20 protein-coding genes and 1 pseudogene are annotated in these 22,262 nt (G+C 74.0%); 7 read left to right on the top strand and 14 right to left on the bottom strand.

All coding sequences use genetic code 11. The annotated features are described in order from the left end of the window. Nucleotides 1-57 precede the first annotated feature (57 nt). The gene (locus OHS17_RS03475; RefSeq protein WP_330311003.1) at nt 58-1,281 is read right to left on the bottom strand and encodes an MFS transporter; all 1,224 of its coding nucleotides are present in this window, start codon (nt 1,279-1,281) and stop codon (nt 58-60) included. 144 nt (nt 1,282-1,425) lie between these two features. Between OHS17_RS03475 and OHS17_RS03470 the strand changes: the two genes are divergently transcribed. Continuing rightward, complete coding sequence (locus OHS17_RS03470; RefSeq protein WP_330311002.1) at nt 1,426-2,640, top strand: ROK family protein; 1,215 nt, start codon at nt 1,426-1,428, stop codon at nt 2,638-2,640. A 15-nt stretch (nt 2,641-2,655) separates the two neighbouring features. Here the strand turns inward: OHS17_RS03470 and OHS17_RS03465 are convergent, their stop codons facing one another. The 6 genes from OHS17_RS03465 to OHS17_RS03440 form a co-directional block, all read right to left on the bottom strand. Next, nucleotides 2,656-3,576 carry a phosphotriesterase family protein gene (locus tag OHS17_RS03465; RefSeq protein WP_330311001.1) on the bottom strand — a complete coding sequence of 307 codons (921 nt, stop codon included), beginning with the start codon at nt 3,574-3,576 and terminating at the stop codon, nt 2,656-2,658. Beyond that, complete coding sequence (locus OHS17_RS03460; protein WP_330311000.1) at nt 3,570-4,151, bottom strand: DUF4865 family protein; 582 nt, start codon at nt 4,149-4,151, stop codon at nt 3,570-3,572. The genes OHS17_RS03465 and OHS17_RS03460 overlap by 7 nt, the downstream gene beginning before the upstream one ends. Before the next feature lie 11 nt (nt 4,152-4,162). Then, a complete protein-coding gene (locus tag OHS17_RS03455; protein ID WP_330310999.1) occupies nt 4,163-4,561 on the bottom strand; it encodes a (R)-mandelonitrile lyase in 399 nt (132 codons plus the stop codon). A gap of 29 nt (nt 4,562-4,590) precedes the next feature. Then, a complete protein-coding gene (locus tag OHS17_RS03450) occupies nt 4,591-5,166 on the bottom strand; it encodes a TetR/AcrR family transcriptional regulator (RefSeq protein ID WP_330310998.1) in 576 nt (191 codons plus the stop codon). A gap of 105 nt (nt 5,167-5,271) precedes the next feature. Continuing rightward, on the bottom strand, nt 5,272-5,790 hold the full coding sequence (locus tag OHS17_RS03445) for an ATP-binding protein (protein WP_330310997.1): 519 nt from the start codon (nt 5,788-5,790) through the stop codon (nt 5,272-5,274). Between the two features lie 186 nt (nt 5,791-5,976). Further along, nucleotides 5,977-6,318 carry a hypothetical protein gene (locus tag OHS17_RS03440; RefSeq protein WP_018102759.1) on the bottom strand — a complete coding sequence of 114 codons (342 nt, stop codon included), beginning with the start codon at nt 6,316-6,318 and terminating at the stop codon, nt 5,977-5,979. Nucleotides 6,319-6,545: 227 nt separating this feature from the next. Here OHS17_RS03440 and OHS17_RS03435 point away from each other — a divergent pair, with 227 nt between their 5' ends. Further along, entirely contained in the window at nt 6,546-7,682 is a 1,137-nt protein-coding gene (locus OHS17_RS03435) for a PLP-dependent cysteine synthase family protein (protein ID WP_330310996.1), read from the top strand. A 4-nt stretch (nt 7,683-7,686) separates the two neighbouring features. Here the strand turns inward: OHS17_RS03435 and OHS17_RS03430 are convergent, their stop codons facing one another. Together OHS17_RS03430 and OHS17_RS03425 are read right to left on the bottom strand one after the other, a co-directional pair. After that, nucleotides 7,687-8,139 (bottom strand): SRPBCC family protein, encoded by a 453-nt coding sequence (locus tag OHS17_RS03430; protein ID WP_330310995.1) that lies wholly within the window; start codon nt 8,137-8,139, stop codon nt 7,687-7,689. A gap of 48 nt (nt 8,140-8,187) precedes the next feature. Further along, a complete protein-coding gene (locus OHS17_RS03425; protein WP_330310994.1) occupies nt 8,188-9,021 on the bottom strand; it encodes a DeoR/GlpR family DNA-binding transcription regulator in 834 nt (277 codons plus the stop codon). A 240-nt stretch (nt 9,022-9,261) separates the two neighbouring features. On the opposite strand from OHS17_RS03425, the pseudogene OHS17_RS03420 reads away from it, so the two are divergent. Continuing rightward, nucleotides 9,262-11,534 (top strand): annotated as a pseudogene (locus tag OHS17_RS03420) (hypothetical protein); the annotation flags it as partial. Here the strand turns inward: OHS17_RS03420 and OHS17_RS03415 are convergent. From OHS17_RS03415 to OHS17_RS03405, 3 genes are all read right to left on the bottom strand, one after another. Next, entirely contained in the window at nt 11,507-13,930 is a 2,424-nt protein-coding gene (locus OHS17_RS03415) for a right-handed parallel beta-helix repeat-containing protein (protein WP_330310993.1), read from the bottom strand. The pseudogene OHS17_RS03420 and the gene OHS17_RS03415 sit on opposite strands and share 28 nt — an antisense overlap. A 174-nt stretch (nt 13,931-14,104) precedes the next feature. Next, nucleotides 14,105-14,704, bottom strand: coding sequence for an Rv1733c family protein (locus OHS17_RS03410; RefSeq protein WP_073865593.1), 600 nt, complete (start codon nt 14,702-14,704; stop codon nt 14,105-14,107). 224 nt (nt 14,705-14,928) lie between these two features. Further along, on the bottom strand, nt 14,929-15,405 hold the full coding sequence (locus OHS17_RS03405) for a DUF6643 family protein (protein ID WP_330310992.1): 477 nt from the start codon (nt 15,403-15,405) through the stop codon (nt 14,929-14,931). 366 nt (nt 15,406-15,771) lie between these two features. On the opposite strand from OHS17_RS03405, the gene OHS17_RS03400 reads away from it, so the two are divergent. Further along, entirely contained in the window at nt 15,772-16,881 is a 1,110-nt protein-coding gene (locus OHS17_RS03400) for a DUF5954 family protein (protein ID WP_330310991.1), read from the top strand. A gap of 111 nt (nt 16,882-16,992) precedes the next feature. After that, the gene (locus tag OHS17_RS03395; RefSeq protein WP_330310990.1) at nt 16,993-18,348 is read left to right on the top strand and encodes a TerD family protein; all 1,356 of its coding nucleotides are present in this window, start codon (nt 16,993-16,995) and stop codon (nt 18,346-18,348) included. Nucleotides 18,349-18,369: 21 nt separating this feature from the next. On the opposite strand, the gene OHS17_RS03390 is transcribed toward OHS17_RS03395, so the two are convergent. Continuing rightward, the gene (locus OHS17_RS03390) at nt 18,370-19,542 is read right to left on the bottom strand and encodes a glycosyltransferase (protein WP_330310989.1); all 1,173 of its coding nucleotides are present in this window, start codon (nt 19,540-19,542) and stop codon (nt 18,370-18,372) included. Nucleotides 19,543-19,600: 58 nt separating this feature from the next. On the opposite strand from OHS17_RS03390, the gene OHS17_RS03385 reads away from it, so the two are divergent. Then, complete coding sequence (locus OHS17_RS03385; protein WP_330310988.1) at nt 19,601-20,383, top strand: glutamate racemase; 783 nt, start codon at nt 19,601-19,603, stop codon at nt 20,381-20,383. A gap of 69 nt (nt 20,384-20,452) precedes the next feature. Then, complete coding sequence (locus tag OHS17_RS03380; protein ID WP_018102770.1) at nt 20,453-21,016, top strand: hypothetical protein; 564 nt, start codon at nt 20,453-20,455, stop codon at nt 21,014-21,016. Here the strand turns inward: OHS17_RS03380 and OHS17_RS03375 are convergent. Beyond that, nucleotides 20,964-22,076, bottom strand: coding sequence for an O-antigen ligase family protein (locus tag OHS17_RS03375; protein ID WP_330310987.1), 1,113 nt, complete (start codon nt 22,074-22,076; stop codon nt 20,964-20,966). The genes OHS17_RS03380 and OHS17_RS03375 overlap by 53 nt on opposite strands. Nucleotides 22,077-22,262 lie beyond the last annotated feature (186 nt).

Genomic DNA, 22,262 nt, shown 5'->3' with positions numbered 1-22,262 from the left:
GTTCCTCCATCGTGCGCGCGGGGAATCGTTCCTGCCTGAGTACCGCTACTCATTCGGTCAGGTGTGTGCCGCCCTGCGGGCCCCGTAGCCCAGGGCCGCCGCCGCACCCGCCAGCACCGCCACCGTGGTCAGGGCCACCGGCAGCGAGAACCAGTCGGCCAGGAAGCCGATCGCGGGCGGCCCGAGCAGCATCCCGCCGTATCCGAGCGTCGAGGCCGCCGCGACCCCGCCGGGTCCGGCCAGCTCACCGGCCCGGCCGACCGCCACCGGGAAGATGTTGGCGAGACCGATCCCGGTGACCGCGAAGCCGAGCAGCGCCAGCCAGGCGGTCGGGGCGAGCGCGCCCAGGAGCATCCCGGCGCCCGCCGTGGCGCCGCCCGCCACCAGCGTGCGGGTCTGCCCGAGGCGTTCGAGGAGGGCGGTGCCGCTGAGCCGGCCCGCCGTCATGGCCAGCGCGAACAGCGAGTATCCGGCGGCGGCGATCCCGGGACGGGCATGCAGGTCCTGTTCCAGGTGCAGGGCGCCCCAGTCGGCCAGCGCGCCTTCCCCGTACGCGGTGCAGAGCGCGATCAGGCCGAACAGCAGCACCACCTTGCGCGCCCGTCCGGACAGCCGCTGCCCGGACCGGGCGGCGGGCGGGGCGTCCGCCCGCTCCGGGACCACGGGCGCCGGGTGCCGCAGGAGGACCGGGCCCGCGAGCGCGGTGACGAGCAGTCCGATTCCGGTCAGGAGGGAGAGGTGCACGGCGGGCGAGAGGCCGGCCGCGACGAGCCCGCCGAGCCCCGCGCCGAGCATCCCGCCGAGGCTGAACGCGGCGTGGAAGCTGGGCATCACGGGGCGGCGCAGGGCGGCGACCAGATCCACCGCCGCGCTGTTCATCGCCACGTTCATCCCGCCGTACGCGGCGCCGAAGACCAGCAGCACGAGCCCCAGCGAGAGGGCCGAATGCGTCTGGGCGGGCAGCGCGATGCTGAGCGAGAGGAGAACACCGCAGGCCACGGTCACCGCGTGACTGCCGAACCGGCGGCAGAGCCGGCCGGTGAGCGTCATGGTGACCACGGCACCGGCGGAGACGCCGAGGAGCGCGAGGCCGAGGGTGGCGGCCGAGGCGCCGGTCTGGTGCTTGATGGCCGGGATACGGACCACCCAGCCGGCGAAGAGGAAACCGTCGAGGGCGAAGAACACGGTCAGCGCGGTACGGAGACGGGCCGAGGAGAGCGTGGCGGTGTTGCCGCCGAAGTCCCCCGGGAGTGCCGTCCGCAGTTTGTTTAGTTGCGGCACAAACTCAGCATAGGGGTGGCCCGGCGGCCGGTGCAAGACGGATGTCCCGCCCGGCCCGAAGCGCGGGGCCCGGGGACGCACACCCGGGGCAAGTCGGCCACCACGGCGTCGGACGCACCTCCGGATCATGGGAGACTCGCCCCCATGAACGGCAAGGCGACCACCACCCGGACGAAGTTGGAGAGGGGCCGCAGCGCGCTCGGACCCGCCCTGGAACTGGTCCACACCGGACGCGCGCCCACGCGCGCCGTCCTCACCTCCGAGCTGGGGGTCACCCGCGCGACGGCGGGCGCGGTCGCCGCCGAACTCGAAGCCCTCGGCCTCATCCGGGTCGACTCCAGCCCCGGTTCGGCGGCGGGTTCACAGGGCCGGCCCTCGCACCGGCTGGCCGTACGGGAGTCCGGCCCGGTCGCCGTCGCCGCCCAGGTGCACGCGGACGGCTTCCGCGCCGCGCTCGTCGGCCTGGGCGGCCGGCTCGTCGCGACCGCCCCCGGCTGCGTCACCATCACCGCCGACCCGGCCCAGGTCATCGGCGAGGTCGTGGACCACTGCGCACGGCTGCTCCGGGACAGCGGACTGCGGTGCGTCGGCGCCGGGCTCGCCGTGCCGTCGGCGGTCGCCGAACCGGAGGGAACCGCCCTCAACCCGCTCCACATCGCCTGGCCCGCCGGCGCCCCGGTCCGCGAGATCTTCGCCACCTGCGTACGCGAAGCGGGCATCGGGGGACCGGCGTTCACCGGCAACGACGTCAACCTCGCCGCGCTCGCCGAACACCGGCACGGCGCCGGGCGCGAGGCCCAGCACCTGCTGTGCGTCGCCACCGGACACCGGGGCGTGGGCGGGGCGCTCGTCCTCGACGGCCGCCTGCACACCGGGAGTTCGGGCCTCGCCCTGGAGGTCGGCCACCTCACCGTCAACCCCGAGGGGCGCCCCTGCCACTGCGGCGGGCGCGGATGCCTGGACGTCGAGACCGACCCGCTCGCCTTCCTCACCGCCGCCGGGCGCACCCCGGGCCCCGAGGAGTCGCTGCTCAAGCAGTCCGGGGACCTGCTGCGCAACGAGTACGGGGACCCGGCCGTGCGCACCGCCGCCGAGGAGCTGATCGACCGGCTCGGCCTGGGGCTCGCCGGTCTCGTCAACATCCTCAACCCGGACCGCATCATCCTCGGCGGGCTGCACCGCGCCCTGCTCGACGCCGACCCCGAGCGGCTGCGGGCCGTGGTGGCCGACCGCAGCCTGTGGGGCCGCAGCGGAAGCGTGCCGATCCTGCCGTGCACCCTCGACCACAACAGCCTGGTCGGGGCGGCGGAACTGGCCTGGCAGCCCGTCCTGGACGACCCGCTGGGGGCGCTGGCCTGAGGGCTTCCGCCGGGCTCAGGGGCCCGGCGGGGGCCCTCCCTCCACCGGCGCCTCGAACGCGAACGCCCGCGCCGGATTAGCCACCAGCACCGTCTCCATCGCCTCGGCGCCCAGCACCTCTTCCAGCCGGGGCCGCAGCCGGCGCAGCAGGAACGGCATGCCGGGGGTCTCCGGGACCGTCGTGTCACCGCCCAGCAGCAACTGCCCGGTGAACCCCGCACCGGCCAGCTCCGCCAGCTCCTCCGGAAGCCGCCAGTCCGTCGCGTGGTTGGCCCGCGACGGCCCGTCGAACGCCAGGAAGGCGCCCGCCCGCGCCGCCTCCCGCTGCACCGCCCCGTCCGGGGAGCGGCCGAGGTGGCCGAGGATCACCCGGTGCGGCGCGACGCCCAACTCCCCGCACAGCAGGTCCAGGACGTCGAGCGCGGCCGTGCCCAGCTCCAGGTGGACGGCGATCGGCGCGCCCGTGCGGTGATGGGCCCCGCCCGCCGCGGTCATGGTGAGCCGGGCGTGCGCGTCGAGCGTGTGGAAGGCACCGGCCACCTTGATCAGGCCCGCCCGCACCCCGGTGGTGCCGATGCCCTCGGTCAGCTCCGCGACGAACAACGCGGCGAGGTCGTCCCTGATCCGGTCCAGCAGTTCCGGCGGGTAGTGCGCCGCCTGGTGCAGCCCGGTCGCGGCGACCACGTGCGTGCCCGTCGCCCGGGACAGCGCGGCCAGCGCACCGGCCCCGCGCCCCATGCCGTGCGGCGTCCACTGCACCACGGCCCGGCCGCCCAGCGCGTGGAAGGCGCGGAGCCGTCCGGCCGCCGACTCCGGGTCGTCCAGCTCCTGGCCCGGCAGCATCGGGCTGCGCAGGAAGAGGTGGTCGTGGGCGTCGCAGACCCCCAGCTCCCCGGGGGCGATGTCCCCGAGGACGGTACGGACGGCGGCTACCACTGGCGTCCCCTGGTGATCCGCTCCTGCTCGGGGCGGCTGAGGTGGAGCACCTGGTAGCGCTCGCCGGGCGCGGCCGGGGCGTCGTGGTCCCAGAGCGTGAAGTGCAGGAGCTCCCAGTGGCGGGGATCGGCCGCGAGCGCCGAGGCGACGGCGCCCGGTGCCTTCGCGAGCCGGCGGCTCTCCTCCAGCGCGGCTTCCACCGCGTCCGCGGGGGAGACCGACGGCGGTACGGGCGAGCGGCGGCGGGTAGCCGACCGGGGGAGTGCGGACGACGCGGGCCCCTCCTCGTAGGCGAGCCCGGTCCAGTGCTGGACCACGGGGCGGCCGAAGTCCTGGACGATGCCCTGGAATCCGGCGCCCCAGAGGAAGGAGTTCATGCCCTCCGGCCGGGTCCACAGGTAGAAGGGCGCGTACTGGTTGACCGGGGAGTCCCCGCCCCGCTCCCGCATCAGATACGCCTTGAGCCCGAGCCCCGGGAAGTCGTCCAGGAGGTGGCCCCGGGTCGCCACCCGGTGGCGGATGGCGCCCATGTCGTAATCGGCCGGCAGGGTGATCTCGTACTGCATGGCATGCATCGGAGGGCTCCTCAGGTCGCCGGGTAGTCGGCGACGTGTGCGTCGGTGTGCCAGTGGATGGTGCTGCCGTCCTCGGCGGCCTCGACCACCGCGAGATGGGTCATGAACGTGCGCGGCGACGCCCCGTGCCAGTGCCATTCGTCCGGCTCGATCCATACGGTGTCCCCGGCCCGGATCGTCTCGACCGGGCCGCCCCTGCGCTGCACCAGGCCCTCGCCCTCGGTGACATGCAGAACCTGGCCGTGCGGGTGGGTGTGCCACGAGGTGTGGCCGCCCGGGGCGAAGTGGACGCTGAACATCCGCAGCCGGGAGGGCGGTTCGGGGGCGGCGATCTCATCGAGCCACACCGTGCCGTTGAAGTGTGCGGCGGGGCCCTGTCCGGTGTCGGGGCGGTTCCTGGTGATGCGCATGTGCGGCTGCTCCTGAAGCGGTCGATGGGTCAGGCGGGCGGGGCGAGAAGGCTGAGCAGTCCCCGTACGCCAGCGTCGAAGGCGTCCGTCGAACCCGACGCGCGGGCCAGCACGTAGCCGCCCTGCACCGTCGCGACGACCGAGGCGGCGACGTCCTCGGGCACCACGCCGGGGGCGAACTCGCCCCGGTCGACGCCCTCGCGGACGATGCCGGCGATCCTGCCGCGCAGCCAGGCGATGGTCTCGTCCACCGGCTCCCGCAGCTCGTCGCTCGCGACGATGTCCGGGTCCATGGTCAGCCGACCCACCGGGCAGCCGCGCAGCACATCGCGTTCGCGCAGCAGATAGGCCGCGATCCGCTCGTACGACGTTCCGGGCGCGTCGAGCACCCGCTCGGCGGTCTCGCGCAGTTCGTCGGCCGTGCGGCGGATGGCGGTGAGGGCCAGATCCGGTTTGCCGGTGAAGTGGTGGTACATGCTGCCCTGGCCCACCCCCGCGTGCTGCTGGATGGCCTTGGGGCTCATGCCCACGTAGCCGCGCTCCCACAGGAGCTCCCGGGTGGCTTCGATCAGACGGTCCGGAGTGCTCATGCAGGCAGTGTACATACTAGTAGGTACAGAATGCGGAACCGTTTCGCCGCGCATACGCGAACGGGGCACCCCCGGCGGGGGATGCCCCGTTCACGTCGTGTCGGGCCGGGTCCGCTCGCGTCAGCCCACCACGGCCGACCGCGACGCCGAGGGCGGTGAGCCCTCCAGATGCTTCAGGACGCTCAGGTCGAACGGCCCGTCGGTCGTCGCCCCGTACACCACGTGTGACGGCGGGGCGAGCGGTGCCGGTGCGGGAAGCGTGAACCACACGACCTTCCCCGCACCGCCCCGGGGGCGCACGCCCCAGCTCTCGCTGACCGCGGCGATCAGTGCGAGCCCGCGCCCCGACGTACTGGAGTCGTCGGCCTCGCGCACGGTCGGCAGCCGTGGATCGTGGTCGTGGACGGACACCGTGAGTCGTTCGAGCAGCAGCTCGATCTCGACGGTGCATGACTTGTCCGGCCGTGCGTGCCGGTGGACGTTGGTGAGGAGCTCGGTGACGCCCAGCGCTGTCTGGTCGATCAGAGAATCGAGATGCCAGTAGCGCAGTTGCGCCGAAATGATTCTGCGGACCTGACCGATCCGCGACGGCAGGGCCTGGAGCTCCACCGTGCAGTGCCTGCTTGGCTCGCTGATCACGGCTGCGACTCCCCGAAATAGGTCCGGAAGAAGACGAAGGAACGGATCCAGCACATGGCTCGCTGCTGAGTCCGGGCCGGCGGCCTGGATCACAGTGTCACCGCCGGTACACCATGAGTGACGTGACTCCAATGTCGCTCAGGGCCTACGGCTCCGCAACTCGCGGTGTCCCGCGCCCCACCGGTCTCAGGAGCGACGCCCTCCCGCGCTGTACAGCGCCTCCAGGAACCGGTGCGAGGGTGCCGTGTCACCGGGTTTGCCGTCCGGCCGCCGCATCGTCAGCCGGTACCGCGTCCCGTTGACCCGCGCCACCGTGGCGTCCGACCCCGCGAACCACGGTCTGCCCGCGCTCACCGTGCCCACCGGCGCGCTGTCGATCTCCCGCCCGTAACTCGTCAGGAGGGCCACCCGCCCGTCCTTCACGGTCACCTGCCCCGCCCGGGTGACCGAGCGCGCCCACCGGTCGATGCGCACCCCGGTCGCGCTGAACTCCGTCACGCCCGTCACCCCGAACTCCGTTTCCGACATGGCCCCTTCGCCCCCTTCGTCATGCCTCTGAGACGAAGTGTGCCCATCCCGGGGCGTGTGCACCAGAGCGGGACGGTACGTAAACGGCGCATTCGGGCCGAGCGGGGGCACAGCGGTCCGGCCGCGACACCAAGGCACTGCTATGGACCATCAAAGTCAACGTTTGTGCAGGTGGGGGGCATATCGTGGGCCCCGCCGAGACCGGTCGTACGAGGAGAAGCGCGCAGATGGACACCACCGAGCACGGGCACGGCGGCGCAGCCGCGCCGACCGTCGACGTCGACCGCTCCGACCCGGCCTACCGCGCCTGGCTCAAGGAGGCCGTCCGCAAGGTCCAGGCCGACGCCAACCGCTCCGCCGACACCCATCTGCTGCTCTTCCCGCTGCCGGAGAGCTGGGGCATCGACCTCTACCTCAAGGACGAGTCGACCCACCCCACCGGCAGCCTGAAGCACCGGCTCGCGCGTTCGCTCTTCCTCTACGGGCTCTGCAACGGCTGGATCAGGCCGGGCAAACCGGTCATCGAGGCGTCCAGCGGCTCGACCGCCGTCTCGGAGGCGTACTTCGCCAAACTGATCGGCGTGCCGTTCATCGCGGTCATGCCCCGCACCACCAGCCCGGAGAAGTGCCGGCTCATCGAATTCCACGGCGGGCGCTGCCACTTCGTGGACGACTCGCGCCGGATGTACGAGGAATCGGCCCGGCTCGCCGCGGAGACCGGCGGCCACTACATGGACCAGTTCACCTACGCCGAGCGGGCCACCGACTGGCGGGGCAACAACAACATCGCCGAGTCCGTCTACCAGCAGCTGCGGCTCGAACGCTATCCCGAGCCCACCTGGATCGTCGCCACCGCCGGCACCGGCGGCACCTCCGCGACCATCGCGCGCTATGTGCACTACATGCAGCACGACACCCGGATCTGCGTGCCCGACCCGGAGAACTCCTGTTTCTTCGACGGCTGGACCCACCACGACCCGCACGCCACCAGCGACTGCGGCTCCCGCATCGAGGGCATCGGCCGGCCCCGGATGGAGCCCAGCTTCGTCCCCGGCGCCATCGACCGGATGATGAAGGTCCCCGACGCGGCGAGCGTCGCCGCCGTGCGCGCCCTGGAACGGACCATCGGGCGCAAGGCGGGCGGCTCCACCGGCACCGGGCTGTGGAGCGCCTTCAAGCTGATCGCCGAGATGGTCGCCCGGGGCGAGCGGGGCAGCGTCGTCACCCTGATCTGCGACCCCGGCGACCGCTACCTCGACAAGTACTACTCCGACTCCTGGCTGACCGCGCAGGGCCTCGACATCACCCCGTACACCCGGACCATCGACCGGTTCCTGGCCACCGGCGACTGGCCGGAGGCGTGAGACCTCAGCCGTACCGGCCCGCCGGGCGGTCCAGCATGGCGTCGAGCACCCGGCCGAACACCCGCTTCCCGGCACCGGCCAGCACCGGGTCCGCCCAGCGCGGCAGCAGCCGTACGCTCAGCTCCTCCACCCACACCACGTGCGAGCCGGACCGGTTCGGATACACGTCGATCGACGCACGGCCCAGAACCACCCGGCCGCGCTTCTCCAGCCGGCACATCCCCGCCCGGCTCCCGGCCGGCGGCGACCAGCGGACCACTTCCATCGGATCGTCGAACGCCAGCGGACCCACCCCGGTGCGCGCCACGAACACCGTCCCGACCCGGGTCGGCAGCCCCGTCGGCACCGTGATCACGGTCAGCGGCACCTGCGCGGCATGCCGCTCCCAGTCCGTCACCCGGCGCCAGGACTCGGCTGCGGGCAAGGAGGTGAAACGCTCGATCCGGAACACGGCCACACCGAGATCCTAGGGCGTGAACGCCCTGCCGCGAGCGGAGCGGAATGCTCAGCCCTCGGCGGGCCCGGCGTCGCCCGCCACCAGCAGCCCCGGCAGATACTCCTCGATCTCCGCCCGGGCAGCCGCCGGCAGCCCCGCGTCCGTGACGAACGTGCTCACCTCGTCCAGCGAGGCGAACGAGCTGAGACCGACCGTGCCCCACTTGGTGTGGTCGGCGACCACCACCACCCGGCGCGCCGACTGCACGAACCGGCGGTTCGTCTCCGCCTCCGCCAGATTCGGCGTGGACAGCCCCGCCTCCACCGAGATCCCGTGGACCCCGAGGAACAGCACGTCGAAGTGGAGCGCCGCGATGGCCCGGTCCGCGACCGGGCCGACCAGCGAGTCGGAGGGCGTACGCACCCCGCCGGTGAGAACGACCGTCGCCGCACCCGGCCGGCCGCCCGGAGTACCGGGCCGCTGCGCCGCGTGGAACACGTCCGCGACCCGCACCGAATTCGTCACGACCGTCAGGTCCGGCACGTCCAGCAGATGCTGGGCCAGCGCATACGTCGTGGTGCCTCCGGACAGGGCGATCGCACTGCCGGGCACCGCCATCGCGGCGGCGGCCCGGGCGATGTCCTCCTTGGCGGTCAGCTCCAGCGTCGACTTCGCCTCGAAACCGGGCTCGTGCGTGCTCGCCTCGACCACCGGCACGGCACCGCCGTGCACCTTCTCGATCACGCCCTGCCGGGCCAGCGCGTCCAGATCCCGGCGGACGGTCATGTCCGAGACGTTCAGCTTCCGGGTCAGCTCGTTGACCCGTACCCCGCCGCGCCGGCGCACCTCGTCAAGGATCAGCGCGCGCCGCTGCTCCGCGAGCAGGTTCTGATTCTCGCTCAACGCCGGGCCTCGCCCTTCCCTCTGGCCGTACAGGAGTCCGTATCGACGGAGTCATCCTGCCACGCCCGGTGTCGCGGACCCCTGCCCGGGGGACATTCGTCAGTAACGGTGACCGGCCATCAGCCGCCTTCCCCCTGCGAGAGCGAGACGCACGTGCCCCCTCCCACCCCTGCCCCGCGCAGCCCCGGCCCCGCGCTGGAATTACTGGTCCACGGGGTGGGCGGGACCACCCCCCAGGACATGCTGACCGACCCGCGCACGGTCCGGGTCACCGGCGACACCACCGCGGCCATCTACCGGCGCTCCGCCGACGTCGACGCCGAACAGCACCCCGAGCGGTACCGCGACAAGCCCATCGCCGAGGCGTACTGCTGGTCCAACCTCACGTCCGGCAACGGCTCCCGCGCGCTGTGGCTGGTGCTCCTCCCGTTCATGGTGATCAACCTCGCCCACTGGATGCGCCCCACCGCCCGGCGCCGCCCCCGCGCGATCCGGCTGTACGGAGTCCTCGTGCGGCTCATCGCGCTCAGCCTCACCGTGCTGCTGACCGCCGCCGCCTGCGAGGTCGCCCTCGACCTCACCGCCTGGCAGTGCGCGGGCGTCGCCGCCTGCTCCGAGAAGCGCTCCTGGCTCGGCTTCCTCTCCGCCGAGCAGGGCGGCTGGTGGTCCCAGCCCGGCCGCCGCCTCGCCCTGGCCGCGCTGGTCCCGGCCGCGCTCGTCGGGCTGCTCTGGTTCCTGTCCAACCGCACCTGGAGCGCCTACGAGTCCCAGCGCCCGCTGACCGAGGCGGACCCGGACGACGACGGCCCCGCACCGGCCCCCGAACCCGTCCGTCCCGCACTCGGACGGCCCGGATTCTGGTACGGGCGCCGCCTCGTCGCCCGGCTGCGCGCGGCCCACACCGCGGCCGGTTTCCTCACCGTCGCCGCGGCCGTCTCGGAGGCCGCCGCCCGCCACGACCGCGCCGTCACCGGACCGGTCGCCCCGCTCCTGGGCCGGCTCATCGAGGGGGCCCTCGCCCTCGGGCTCGTCGTCGTGCTCTGGGTGGTCTGCCGCCGGGGCCGCAGCGAACGGCGCCTCGACAACCGGCTCGACCGGGCCGTCATCACCTGGCTGCCCGGTGCCGCGCTGGCCCTCCTCGTCCTCGCCGCCGTCCACGCCGCCTGGTCGCGCCCCGGCTGGACCTCCTCCGGGAGACTCCCCGGCGACACCACGCTGTTCCGGGCGGTCAGCGTCACCGAGGGCGTCCTGGTGGTGCTCCTCGCGGCGATCTCCCGCTACCTGTACCGGCGGTGCCCGGAGCCGCGCACCGTCCTGCGCGGCCTCGGCGGACCGGCCGTCGCGATGCTCGCGTGCGCGCTCGGCGGCGTGATGACCGGCGGCGTCGCCCAGCGCGTCGCCGACTGGCTCGACGGACCCGGCAGCCCGGGCATGGGGCGCAGCGCGCTGATAGAGGGACCGCCGGTGCTGCTCAGCTGGCAGGCGTCGGTCATCCCCGTCCTCCTCGCGCTGCTCCTGGTGCCGGGCGCCGTGCTCGGCCTGCGGACCTGGCTGGCGGCCCGGCGGCTGGAACCCGTGGTCGACGCGGAGTACGGCGAACGCTTCCCGGATCCCTCGCGGACCAAGCGGATCGCCCGCATCCGGGCCACGGCCGCGCTCACCGACGCGGCGCCCCGCGTGGTGGGGATCGTCTCCGGCGCCACCCTGTTCCTGGGCGCCGGGGCGGTCGCCGGGTCCTGGGCCACCGGCGAGGTCCCCGGACTCGCGCTGGACGGCAGCGGCCCGTTCCTCGAATCGGTGGCCGAGGCGGCGCAGTCCACCGGCTCCTGGCTGATCGGCTTCGGCTTCCTCGTCTTCGTCGCCTGCGGCAGGCGGGCCTACCGGGACGCGTCCGCCCGGCGCACGATCGGCATCCTCTGGGACGTCGGTACGTTCTGGCCGCGCGCCGCCCACCCCTTCGCCCCGCCCTGCTACGCGGAGCGCGCCGTGCCCGACCTGGCCTCCCGCATGTCCGGCTGGACCGGCCGCACCCGGGGCCGGCTCGTCATCTCCGGCCACTCCCAGGGCAGCGTCCTCGCGGCCTCCGCGGTCTGGCAGCTGCCCGCCCGCACCCGCTCCCGGGTCGCCCTGCTCACGTACGGATCGCCGATCGAACGGCTCTACGGCCGCTGGTTCCCGGCCTACTTCGGGGCCGGGCAGCTCCACGGGCTGCACCGCTCCGTGCACTGCTGGCGCAATCTGTGGCGGGCCACCGACCCCATCGGCGGCGAGATCCGGCTCGGTGAGGAATCCGGCCCGGAGGTCGACCGGGGCCCGCTCAGGGACCCGCTGGTCTACGGGCGGACACCCGAACACCCGCTGCCCGAGCCGGTGCTCGGCCACTCCGACTACCAGGCCGACCCCGTCTTCGCCGAGGAGCGGGCCGCCCTCCTGGAACGGCTCGACCCCGTCCTGCCCCAGCAGGCGGAGCCCGTCGGCGAGGACGTCAGGGCAGTTCCGGGAGGTCCTCCGGATACAGCAGGGTGAGGTCGTCCGTGCTCGGATCGGCGAGCTGGGCGACCCGGCCGGCGTGCCGCTCGACCATCGACTCGAAGGTCTGGCGAGCGGTGCGCCCATTGCCGAAGGCGGGCCCCTTGGGCAGCTCCGTGAAGTACTTCACCAGCGCCTCGCCGGTGCCCGACGCCAGGCTGTACTCGTGCTCCTGCGACTGCTGCTCCACGATCCGCAGCAGCTCGGCCGGTTCGTAGTCGCTGAAGGTGATGGTCCGCGAGAAGCGGGACGCGACCCCGGGGTTGACGGTCAGGAACCGCTCCATCTCCTGGGTGTACCCGGCGACGATGACCACCACCGCGTCCCGGTGGTCCTCCATCAGCTTCACCAGCGTGTCGATCGCCTCCCGGCCGAAGTCCCGGCCGGAGTCCTCGGGCGACAGCGCGTACGCCTCGTCCACGAACAGCACCCCGCCGCGCGCCCGGTCGAACGCCTCCTGCGTACGGATCGCGGTCGAGCCGATGTGCTCACCGACCAGGTCGACCCGGGACACCTCGACCAGATGGCCCCGCTCCAGCACGCCGAGCGCGGCCAGGATCTCCCCGTACAGCCGGGCCACCGTGGTCTTTCCGGTGCCCGGGGAACCGGTGAAGACGAGATGGCGGCGGACCGACGCGGCCTTGAGGCCCGCCTCCCGGCGCCTGCGCCCCACCTCGATCATGTCCGTGAGCGCCCGCACCTCCCGCTTGACGCTGTCCAGGCCGACCAGCGCGTCGAGCTCGCCCAGGACCTCCCCGGAGGTGCGCGCGGGCTCGGCGGGCGGCTCCGCTTCCACGGGGCGCGGGGCGGGGACCGCGCCGAGCAGCCCGGGCGAGGCCTGGGTGGCCGTCAGGACCGGGGCCGGCGGGGGAGTGGCGGTGCGCAGCCCGCTCTCGTCGCTCGTGCAGTCCTCCACGACCGGCCCGCTTCCCGCGCCGTTCCCGGATCCGGTGCCCTCCGGGAACTCGTAACCACCGCGCGCGCACCGCTCCGTGCGGCACCGGGTGAGCGTCGTCCGGCAGCCCTCCATCACATGGAAGCCGTAGCCTTCGCTGCCCGTGACCCGGCAGCCGTTGAACGTCCCCCGGCCCTCGGCGGACACGTAGAACCCGGCCTCGGCGGGGGAGGTCACCGTGCACCGCTCGATCACCGGGTCGGCGCCCTTGGTGACGATCACGCCCGTCTGCACGGCGTCGACGGTGCAGTTGTTCAGCGTGCCCCCGCTGCCGTGGTCCCGGAACCAGGCGCCGGTCGACGCCTCCCGGATGCGGCAGTCGTCCAGCTGCGCGGTCGCCCCGTCGCTGACCGAGACCGCGGTGTTGCGGACCTGGGAGAGATCGCTGTCCACGACATCGGCCCGCGAGCCCCGGTCCAGGACGAACAGGGCGTCCGGCACGTCGTGGACCCGGCAGGAATCCAGTATCACCGTGGCCCCGTCGCTGACCCAGACCGCCGGGTAGTCGCCCGTACTGTCGTGGATCTCGCACTGGTTGGCGTCCACCCGGGTGCCCGGGTCCCACACCGAGAGCCCGTTGCGGCCGAAGCGGCGCACCGTCGAGCGGGTCAGCGTCAGCACCGCCCGCGAACGCAGGTCCACCGCGTTCTCCGGGATGTCGTGGATGTCGCAGTCGGCGAGCGTGAGCACCGCGTCGGTGTCCAGTGTGACGCCGTCCGCCGAGGTGCGGTGCACCGTGCAGTCGGTGAGATGGGCGGAGCCGCGGGCGGTCACCTGGATCCCGCTGCCCTTGATCTCGTACACCTCGCAGCCCAGCGCCTCCAGGCCGCTGCCCTCGCCGGTGACGGACAGGCCCGCGCCCGAGGCGTGGTGGACCCGGCAGCGGTCGAGGCGGGGGTGTCCGCCGTCGCGCACGGCGACCCCGGACTGCCCGGCCGAGACGATCTCGCACTCCTCGAACACCCCGCCCGCGCCGTCGAGCACGGCGATGCCGACGCCGGCCGGATTGTCGACGGTGCACCGGCGCACGGTGGGCCGGGCCGCGCCGCGCACCTCGACACCGGCCGCCGAGCGGGTCACGATCCGTACGTCCGCTATCTCCGGCGCGCCGTCCTCGACCAGCACCGCCGGGGCCGCCGAGTCCTGCCCCTCCACATGGAGGTCCTGGACGACGGCGGAGGCGCGCAGCGTCAGCGGCACCCCGTCGGCCGGGGCGATGCGCACGGAGCCGACGGACCCCTCGGGGCCGCGCAGCGTGACCGCGCGGGCGATGACCAGGTTCTCCCGGTAGGTGCCGGGCGCGACGGTGAGCACATCACCGTCCGCCGCCGCTTCGAGCGCCGCGGTGAGGGAGGCGTATTCGCCCGTGCGGCGCCGCCACCGCGATGTGCCGGTGTGCGTCACCTGGACCGTGCCCTGTGCCATGGCGCTGTCGTGCCCCCGCCTCGTGCGTGTGTGGTGCCCGTGTCACCGGCCTCGCGGCAGCGACCAGCCGGGGTCCGCCTGCCGGAGAGCGACGGGCGGGCCGGTCCACCGTAGCGCGCGCGGACGCCGGGAGTTGACCCGATGCGCAGGTCCCGGCGGCTGCCCGGACACGCCTCAGCTGCTGCCGGTGCCCGTCCTGCCCCAGTCCGGGCCGACCGCCGCCCAGGCCCGGTCGAGCCGTTGGTACCGCCGCCAGGTCATGCGGCGGAGGATGAGGCGCCGGACGCACTCGATCAGCAGGGCGGACAGCATCGCGGCGCCGAAGCCGGCGAGCGCGGCATGCGTGTGCGCCGTCGGCAGGTCCATCGGCCGGAGCGCCGGGGCGCCTCGGCCGTCGGTCCAGATCCGGACCCGGGCCCCCGGCGACGCGTTGCGCGAGGCCGTCGTCACCCTCGCCGTGCGGGCCGCGCCGTCCGGGGTGTGCCACCGGGCCACCACCTCGGTCCGCCTCATGGAGCCGCCGGATATCTCGGGATCGGAGGCATAACGGGCGCCGGCCACCCGCCGCACCACGACGGCCGCGGTGAGGTGACGGTCCGCCCGCTGGGCGCGCACCGCCGCCTGGAGCGCCGCGTCCGTCCGGGCCCCGCAGAGCCAGCCCACCGCCGGGACCGCCAGCATCAGCATCAGGAACGCGGCCAGGGCCAGCCACGCCTCGCAGCGGTCCGTCGCCCGGCGCAGCGGATTGCGCCGCCAACGCCAGACGCCCGCCATCGCTCGCACAGTCCCCGCACCCCCTTCCGCACCCGTGCCCGCCCGGTACGGTGCCGCCCGAGCGCCGGAGCCGCGCGGTACGGGCGGCCCACCGTGCTCAACGCGCGGCCCGCCCCCGTGAGTTCCCGGCACCCCCGGACCGGTCACGCGGAACGCGGAACGGCGCACGGACCCGTGTTGCCGGGCACCCCGCCCCGGGCCGTGCGCCGCCTGATCCGAAGGGTCTAGTAGCCCCGGCCGCCCTGGTAGGGCCGGCCGTACGGGTCCTCGTAGGGGGACTGCGCCGGGACGGGCCGGGACGCGGCGGGGCGCATCGACTCGTAGCCCGAAGCGGGCGCCGGGCGCTGCTGCTGCGGCGGGGGCGCCTGGTACATGCCGCGGCCGCCGGCGGGCTGCTGTGGGATGTACGGCGCCGGCGCGTGCTGGAGCTGCGCGGGCTGCATCGGTGTGTAGCCCTGCTGCGCCGCCGGCTGGGGGTAGCCGTAGGACTGCTGGGGCTGGGAGGGGGCCGCGGGAAGCGCCGGCAGGGCCGACGGGAGCGCCGGCAGGTAGCTGTTGCCGGTGTCGTAGGCGGCGGGCACTCGGATCGGTGCGATCTGAGGGGTGCCCCGCTCCGCGACGAGGGAGTCGTAGATCGGGGTGTCGGCAAACGACGGCGCGGCGTAGTAGCCGCCGCCGTAGGTGGAGCGGGGGGAGGTCATGACACCTAAGTTAAGCCCACGATGTGCAGATTGGGGAGTCCCAATTTTGTGGTCATCGGATTTACCTTCGTCCTACCTGCCTGACCTGCTGAAACATCGTTGTCATCCCGGGCCCGTACTCCGGGGGAATCGCCCCTCGATTCACTGCCGATCTTGCGCGCTTCGGGTGCCTCGCCGATTTCCAGAGCGCAATTCCGGTGAGCGCCCCCACCGGGCGGCAATGGGATGCGGAGAGGGCCGGGGCCCGGCCCGGGCCTTACCGGCTGTTGGCCGATGGCGGCAACACTTCTGATGGAGACGGCACTTACGGTGGATGATCCGGCGAAAGCCGCGTACAGCGCCGTCCGTTGACGCCAGGATGACGCCATGAAGGAACACGGTGTGCCCCCCGCTGCCCGGCCGGTGCTGGTGAGGATTCCGGTGGAGCCCGTCGAGGCCGCGATCGAGGCCGACGCCTTCGACGCGGCCTCGCGCAACAAACTGGCCGTCCGCGGACCGCTGTTCGGGCTGGCCGCGCAGTCCGAGGCCGACGGACAGCGGTGGCGGGTGATCGGCGCGATCACGAACGGCTGCCCCCAGCAGGCCAGGGACGAACTGCAGTCCAAGCTGTGGTTCCGGGCCAAGGACGAGACGGAGACCGAGGCGGAGCGGCGGGCCCTGCTCGGCGCGGTCGCCCGGCTGGAGACCGGAAAGCCGTCCGAGGTCACCGTCCTCGGCACGCGCTACCGCGTGGTGCGCGCCGAGGAGTACGCGGGCCTGGCCCCCGACGGGGGCGTCGAGCTGCCGCGCCCCACCGACCCCGAGCCGGTCCTGCCCGAGTGGACCCGCACCTCGGAGACCGCCGCGGTCGACGACGGACTGGTCCTGGACCCGGACGCGCCCGTCACGCCCCTCCAGGCGGCGGAGATGCTCACGATGCGCTCCTTCGCGTACAAGGGGAGCCGGTACCCCGGCAACGTCCTGCGCGACTCCGCGCGCGCCGTGCACACCCACCCCGACGTCCTGCTCCTGCCGACCTCCTTCGTCGTCGTGGAACGGACCGGCGACGAGCGGTGGGGCATCGGCGGCGGCCTGCACGCCACCCCGCAGGACGCCCGGCGCGCCCTCGACTTCTCACTGACCTGGTTCCGGCCCCGGCAGGCGGGCGTCATCGAGGTCACCGCCGGGCCGGACGTGGACGCGCGCAGCGTCGTCGCCGAGGGCACTCACCCCGACCTCGCCGAGATGAAGGTCCTGGCCGACGCGGCCGACCGGCTGCGCGCGGGGCGGCTCAACGAGGTCGAGGTCGGTGACACCGTCTGCCGGATCGCCCGCTCGCGGCGCCTGGTGCGCTGGGGGCCCGACGGCCCGGAGAGCCAACGGCCGTCCGACGTCACCATGGTGGAGCCGATGGCCCTCCACCCCCGCCTGGACGCGTACGGCGTCATCCACAACGGCGAGGAGGGCACGCGGCCGGAGGACACCGACGCCGCCTGATCCGGCGAAGAGGCGGCGGGCGCCGCGTCCACGGGTCCGGGCGCCCTCGGTGGGTCCCGCGGCGGGCCTGGCATTAGGTTGACCCGGAAAGGTCTCGGAAGCGGACTCGTGATGGGGGCGAGCATGACCATGCAAAAGGGAACCAATGTCCCAGTGGCGGCCCAGGCCGTGCGTGTCGAAATGGGGTGGCGCACCGCCCCGGGGACACCCGATGTGGACGCCTCCGCGCTTCTTCTCCTCGGCTCGGGCAAGGTGCGCAACGACGGCGACTTCGTCTTCTACAACCAGCCGGCCCACTCCTCCGGCGCCGTGCGCCACGAGGGCAAGCGCAACGCCGGCGGCGCGGCGACCGACACCCTCGCGGTCGACCTGGCACGGGTGGAGCCGGCCATCGACCGCGTGGTGCTGGCCGCCTCGGCGGACGGCGGCACCTTCGGCCGGGTGAGCGGACTGCACGTACGCGTCCTTGACGCGGCGAACGGTGCCGAACTGGCCCGCTTCGACAGCTCGGACGCCACCGTGGAGACGGCCTTCATCCTCGGTGAGCTCTACCGGCGCCAGGGCGCCTGGAAGTTCCGGGCGGTCGGCCAGGGCTACGGCTCCGGGCTCGAAGGGCTCGCCACGGACTTCGGGATCTCCGTGGACGAACCCCAGCAGCCGCAGCCGGCCGCCCCCGCCCCCCAGCCCCACGCGGCCCCCCGGGTCACCGCCACCCCGCCGCCTCCGCAGTACCCGCAGCCGCAGCAGCCGACGCTCGCGGCGCCCCTGGCGTCCCCGATGGCTCCGCCGGTCCCCCCGGCCCCTCCGGCACCGCCCGTCACCCAGCCCGTCCGGCTGAGCAAGGTGACGCTCACCAAGGAGGCGCCGTCCGTCTCCCTCACCAAGCAGGGCGGCACGTCCGGCGCCATGCGCGTCAACCTCAACTGGGAGGTGCGCAAGCAGTTCAAGGGCTGGGGCAGCAAGCTCGGCCGCGCCGTGGCCAACCACTCGGACCTCGACCTCGATCTCTGCGCCCTGTACGAGCTGACCGACGGCCGCAAGGGAGTCGTCCAGGCCCTGGGGAACGCCTTCGGCGCGCTGAACCAGCCGCCGTTCATCCACCTCGACGGCGACGACCGCACCGGTGCCGTCTCCACCGGCGAGAACCTGACGATCAATCTCGACCACAAGGCGCAGCTCCGCCGGGTCCTGATCTTCGTCACCATCTACGAGGGCGCCCGCAGCTTCGCCGACCTGCACGCCACCGTCACCCTCCAGCCGCAGCACGGCGCGCCGATCGACTTCTCGCTGGACGAGTGCACGGTCCCCTCGACCGTCTGCGCGCTCGCGCTCATCACCAACACGGGGAACGACCTCACCGTGCAGCGCGAGGCCCGCTACCTGGTGCCGCAGCGCGGGGTCAGCCCCCAGCGCACCATCGACCACGCCTACGGCTGGGGCATGAACTGGACCCCGGGCCGCAAGTGACCCGGCCCGGGTGCGGCTGAGTCACTGATCCGGTGCGGCCTCGGGACGGGCGTACGTACGCCCCTTCCAGGCCGCACCGCGCCCGCGGTAGTGCTGCACCGCCGAATCGACGGTCATCAGCAGATAGAGCAGCGCGGTGAACGGCAGCAGCGGGGCGAGCCACAGCGACTGCCGGTAGTAGCCCAGCATCGGCATGTACGTCCCCGCCATGACGGCCCACGCGACGCCCCCGGCCCACGCCGCGACCGCGCTCCCGCCGAGCACCCCGGCGACCAGCGTCACCGGCGGCGCGAGGTAGACCAGCGCAAGGCCGAGGACCGTGCCGAGCAGCACCAGCGGATTGTGCCGCAGCTGGGCGTACGCGCTCCGCGAGACCATCCGCCACAGATCGGCCAGGCACGGATACGGGCGCACACTGTCCACCCGGTCCGCGAGCCCCAGCCAGATCCGGCCCCCCGAGCGCCGCACCGCCCGGGCCAGCGACACGTCGTCGATCACCGCCTGCCGGATCGAGTCCGGCACCCCCGCCCGTACCGCCGCCTCCGTCCGCAGCAGCACACAGCCCCCCGCCGCGGCGGCCGTCCGCCCCCGCTTCCGGTTGATCCACCGGAACGGATAGAGCTGCGAGAAGAAGTAGACGAAGGCCGGTACGACGAGCCGTTCCCAGAAGCTCGCCACCCGCAGCCGCGCCATCTGCGAGACCAGGTCGAAGCCGCCCGACTCCGCCGCCGCCACCAGCTCCCGCAGGCTGTCCGGCTCATGCGCGATGTCGGCGTCCGTGAGCAGCAGATACTCCGGCTCCCGGGCCCGGGCCAGCGCGATCCCGTGGCGTACGGCCCAGAGCTTGCCCGTCCAGCCGGGCTCCGGCTCGCCCGGCGACACCACGGTCACCGGCAGGCCCCCGAACCGCACGGACAGGGCGCGGGCGACGTCCCCCGTGCCGTCCTTGCTGCAGTCGTCCACGAGGAAGACCTCGGCGGCCCCCGGATAGTCCTGCGCCAGCAGCGACCGCAGGCTCACCGGCAGCATCGCGGCCTCGTCGCGCGCCGGGACGACGACGGCGACCGAGGGCCAGCGCTGCGGGGCCGCCCGGCTCGGCAGCCGCTGGTCGGTGCGCCAGAAGAAACCCTGGCCCAGCAGCAGCCACACCCATGCGACAAGCGAACCCACGGCGATCCAGGCAACGGCGCTCATTGGCGGAAGTCTGCACCACTGAGCGGGGACCGCAAGGGCGGTCGACTATGGTGACCGGGTGAAGATCGCGCTCATGGACTCCGGAATCGGACTGCTCGCCGCCGCCGCCGCAGTACGCCGGCTGAGGCCGGACGCCGATCTGGTCCTCTCGTCCGACCCGGACAACATGCCCTGGGGCCGCGCCCCCGAGGGCGTGCAGGCCCACGCGCTCACGGTGGCCCGCGCCGCCGCCGCGCACCGGCCCGACGCGCTGATCGTCGCCTGCAACACCGCCTCCGTGCACGCGCTGGAACTGCTGCGGGCCGAGCTCGAACCGGGCCTGCCCGTCATCGGCACCGTCCCCGCCATCAAGCCCGCCGCGGCGGGCGGCGGCTCCGTCGCGATCTGGGCGACCCCGGCCACCACCGGCAGCCCTTACCAGCGCGGACTGATCGGCGCGTTCGCCGGGTCCGCCGCCGTCACCGAGGTGCCCTGCCCCGGCCTCGCCGACGCCGTGCAGTACGCGGACGAGGACGCCATCGAGAAGACGATCGCCGCCGCCGCCGCGCTCACCCCGCCCGACGTGCGGGCCGTGGTCCTCGGCTGCACCCACTACGAACTCGTCGCCGAGCGCATCCGCGAGGCCGTCGGCGGCCCCGCCCGGCGCCACGTCGATCTGTACGGGTCCGCCGAGGCCGTCGCCGCCCAGGCGCTGCGCCGGATCGGTGCCGAACCCGCTCCGTCGGCCGAACCCTCCTCGTCCGTCGCGGTCATCCTCAGCGGACGCGCCTCGGAGCTGCCGACGGCGGCTCTGACCTACCCGGAAGGGCGCGGACTGGCCGCCGTCGGCTCCGTCCGCTGACCTCCCGACGGCCGAGCCCCATCCTGCGCGGCCCTCCCCGGACGCCCGTTCTTCAGTACGCTGCTCGGCATGAGGGAGCACCCCGGAGAACCGAAGCGCACCGGAACCGGCACCCACTCGCAGGTCTGGGTCGGCCGGGCCACCAACCGCACCCAGTGGGTCCTCGCGGCCCTGGGTGCCGCCTGCCTGGCCCTGGGCATCCAGCTCGCCGTCAGCTCGAACTGGACCTCCGGCATCGCCCCGCTGCTGATGTCGGTGATCGGCTGCGTGGCGGCCGGACTGCTCATGCTGTTCGGGACCCTCGCCTTCGTGAACGTGGCCGTCCGTGTCGACGGCGACGCGCTGGAGGTCCGCTGCGGCCACATGGGCCTTCCGCGCCGCCGCATCCTGCTCACCCATGTGGTGGCCGCCGACTTCGCGCCCCATGTGAACCCCCGGCAGTGGGGCGGCTGGGGCTACCGCTGGCGCCCCGAGAAGGGCACGGCCGTGGTCGTGCGCCGGGGCGAGGGCCTGGTGCTGCGGCTCGGCGACGGCCGCACGTTCACCATCACGGTGGACGACGCCGAGGCGGGCGTACGGTTCATCCGGGCCCGGCTGCACCTGCCGTCCTCGGGCTTCCCGGCCGGGGCCTGACCCCGTCCTCGTCGCCGTCCGCCCCATCCGGCCCGCACGGCTCGCCCGCGCCGATCGGCCGCCTGGCCGACGCGAGCCCGGCCAGCAGCCCCGCGCCCGCCGTCACCGGGGTGAAGCTCAGCGCGTTGCCCACGCTCGCCAGCACGGCCAGCGCCGTGAGCGTGGCCCCCGCCGCCAGGACCACCGCCGTGGACCGGGGCGAGCGCCACAGCGCGTACAGCAGCCAGCCGAACGCGGCGCCCAGCAGCACCACCCCCACGACCCCCTGCTCGGCGGCCTGCTGCCACGGCGCCGAGTGCGGTTTCCCGTCCGAACCGAGGCTCTGCTGCGCGGTCGGGCTCAGCTCGGCGAACCGGCCGGGACCGATCCCGAGCACCGGATGCTCCTCCGCCAGCCGCGCGGCGTCCTGCCACAACTCGACCCGGTTCCGGGTGAGCTGCCCCTCCAGCGAGACCGTGAGCCCCTCGGGCAGCACCTCCTCGGCCAGGGCCCACGAGGTGCCGACGACCAGCACGGCCACCAGCGCGAGGCCGCCGAGCCCGAGCAGCCGGCGCCGCGTCCGGACGGCGGCCAGCGAACACCCCAGCACCGCGAGCGCCGCCGCGAACCCGGCCACCGAGCCCAGCGCGAACGAGGCCCCGGCGGTGCTCAGCGCCAGCAGCCGCAGCGCCGTACGGGCCCCCCGGCTCCCGGCCCCCGCCGCCGCGCAGCACGCCGCCCCGGCGGCCAGGACCAGCAGCGCGGCCGCGCCCCCGGTCTGCCCCGGAGCGTGGTCCGCGGTGGCCGTCGCACCGGGCATGCCGTGCCGCCAGACCAGGGCCAGGAGCAGGGCCGCCAGCGCGGCGCCCGCGGCGGTCGCCACCGGCAGCAGCGTGCCGCAGATGCGCCCGCAGGCGAAGCCCGCCGCGACGGCGAGCAGGGCGAGCAGCACCCCTTCGGGCCGGGTCTCCCGCCCCGCCGCGCTGATCAGCGCCCAGACCGCGCAGGCGGCGAGGATCAGCGCACCGGCGGCGTCGGAGGCGTTCCCCCGCTCGGGCCCCCGCCCCACAGATTCAGCCATCACGTCCGTCCCCCGGCCTGTGACCGTCCCGTACGCGAGGGCCGGAGCCGGCCCGTCGGCGGGGGACTGGCGCACAGGTTAACGGCCGCATCGGTCATACGGGCGGAAGATGCGGAGAAATGATGCGGTGGTCGGGATTCCGCCATCGGGACGGGGCTCCCGCGTGGCCCGGCCGTCACCGTAGAC

The organism is Streptomyces sp. NBC_00523 (assembly GCF_036346615.1).
Classification (GTDB): domain Bacteria; phylum Actinomycetota; class Actinomycetes; order Streptomycetales; family Streptomycetaceae; genus Streptomyces.
The sequence above is the reverse complement of the archived record's forward strand: the minus strand, read 5'-3'. Positions and strand labels throughout refer to the sequence as shown.

Bases quoted from the DNA above. Each gene is read 5' to 3' on its own strand.
- OHS17_RS03470 (WP_330311002.1), top strand. From the start codon at position 1,426: ATGAACGGCAAGGCGACCACCACCCGGACGAAGTTGGAGAGGGGCCGC.
- OHS17_RS03460 (WP_330311000.1), bottom strand. From the start codon at position 4,151: ATGCATGCCATGCAGTACGAGATCACCCTGCCGGCCGATTACGACATG.
- OHS17_RS03455 (WP_330310999.1), bottom strand. From the start codon at position 4,561: ATGCGCATCACCAGGAACCGCCCCGACACCGGACAGGGCCCCGCCGCA.
- OHS17_RS03450 (WP_330310998.1), bottom strand. From the start codon at position 5,166: ATGTACACTGCCTGCATGAGCACTCCGGACCGTCTGATCGAAGCCACC.
- OHS17_RS03440 (WP_018102759.1), bottom strand. From the start codon at position 6,318: ATGTCGGAAACGGAGTTCGGGGTGACGGGCGTGACGGAGTTCAGCGCG.
- OHS17_RS03435 (WP_330310996.1), top strand. From the start codon at position 6,546: ATGGACACCACCGAGCACGGGCACGGCGGCGCAGCCGCGCCGACCGTC.
- OHS17_RS03415 (WP_330310993.1), bottom strand. From the start codon at position 13,930: ATGGCACAGGGCACGGTCCAGGTGACGCACACCGGCACATCGCGGTGG.
- OHS17_RS03410 (WP_073865593.1), bottom strand. From the start codon at position 14,704: ATGGCGGGCGTCTGGCGTTGGCGGCGCAATCCGCTGCGCCGGGCGACG.
- OHS17_RS03405 (WP_330310992.1), bottom strand. From the start codon at position 15,405: ATGACCTCCCCCCGCTCCACCTACGGCGGCGGCTACTACGCCGCGCCG.
- OHS17_RS03400 (WP_330310991.1), top strand. From the start codon at position 15,772: ATGAAGGAACACGGTGTGCCCCCCGCTGCCCGGCCGGTGCTGGTGAGG.
- OHS17_RS03395 (WP_330310990.1), top strand. From the start codon at position 16,993: ATGGGGGCGAGCATGACCATGCAAAAGGGAACCAATGTCCCAGTGGCG.
- OHS17_RS03390 (WP_330310989.1), bottom strand. From the start codon at position 19,542: ATGAGCGCCGTTGCCTGGATCGCCGTGGGTTCGCTTGTCGCATGGGTG.
- OHS17_RS03380 (WP_018102770.1), top strand. From the start codon at position 20,453: ATGAGGGAGCACCCCGGAGAACCGAAGCGCACCGGAACCGGCACCCAC.
- OHS17_RS03375 (WP_330310987.1), bottom strand. From the start codon at position 22,076: ATGGCTGAATCTGTGGGGCGGGGGCCCGAGCGGGGGAACGCCTCCGAC.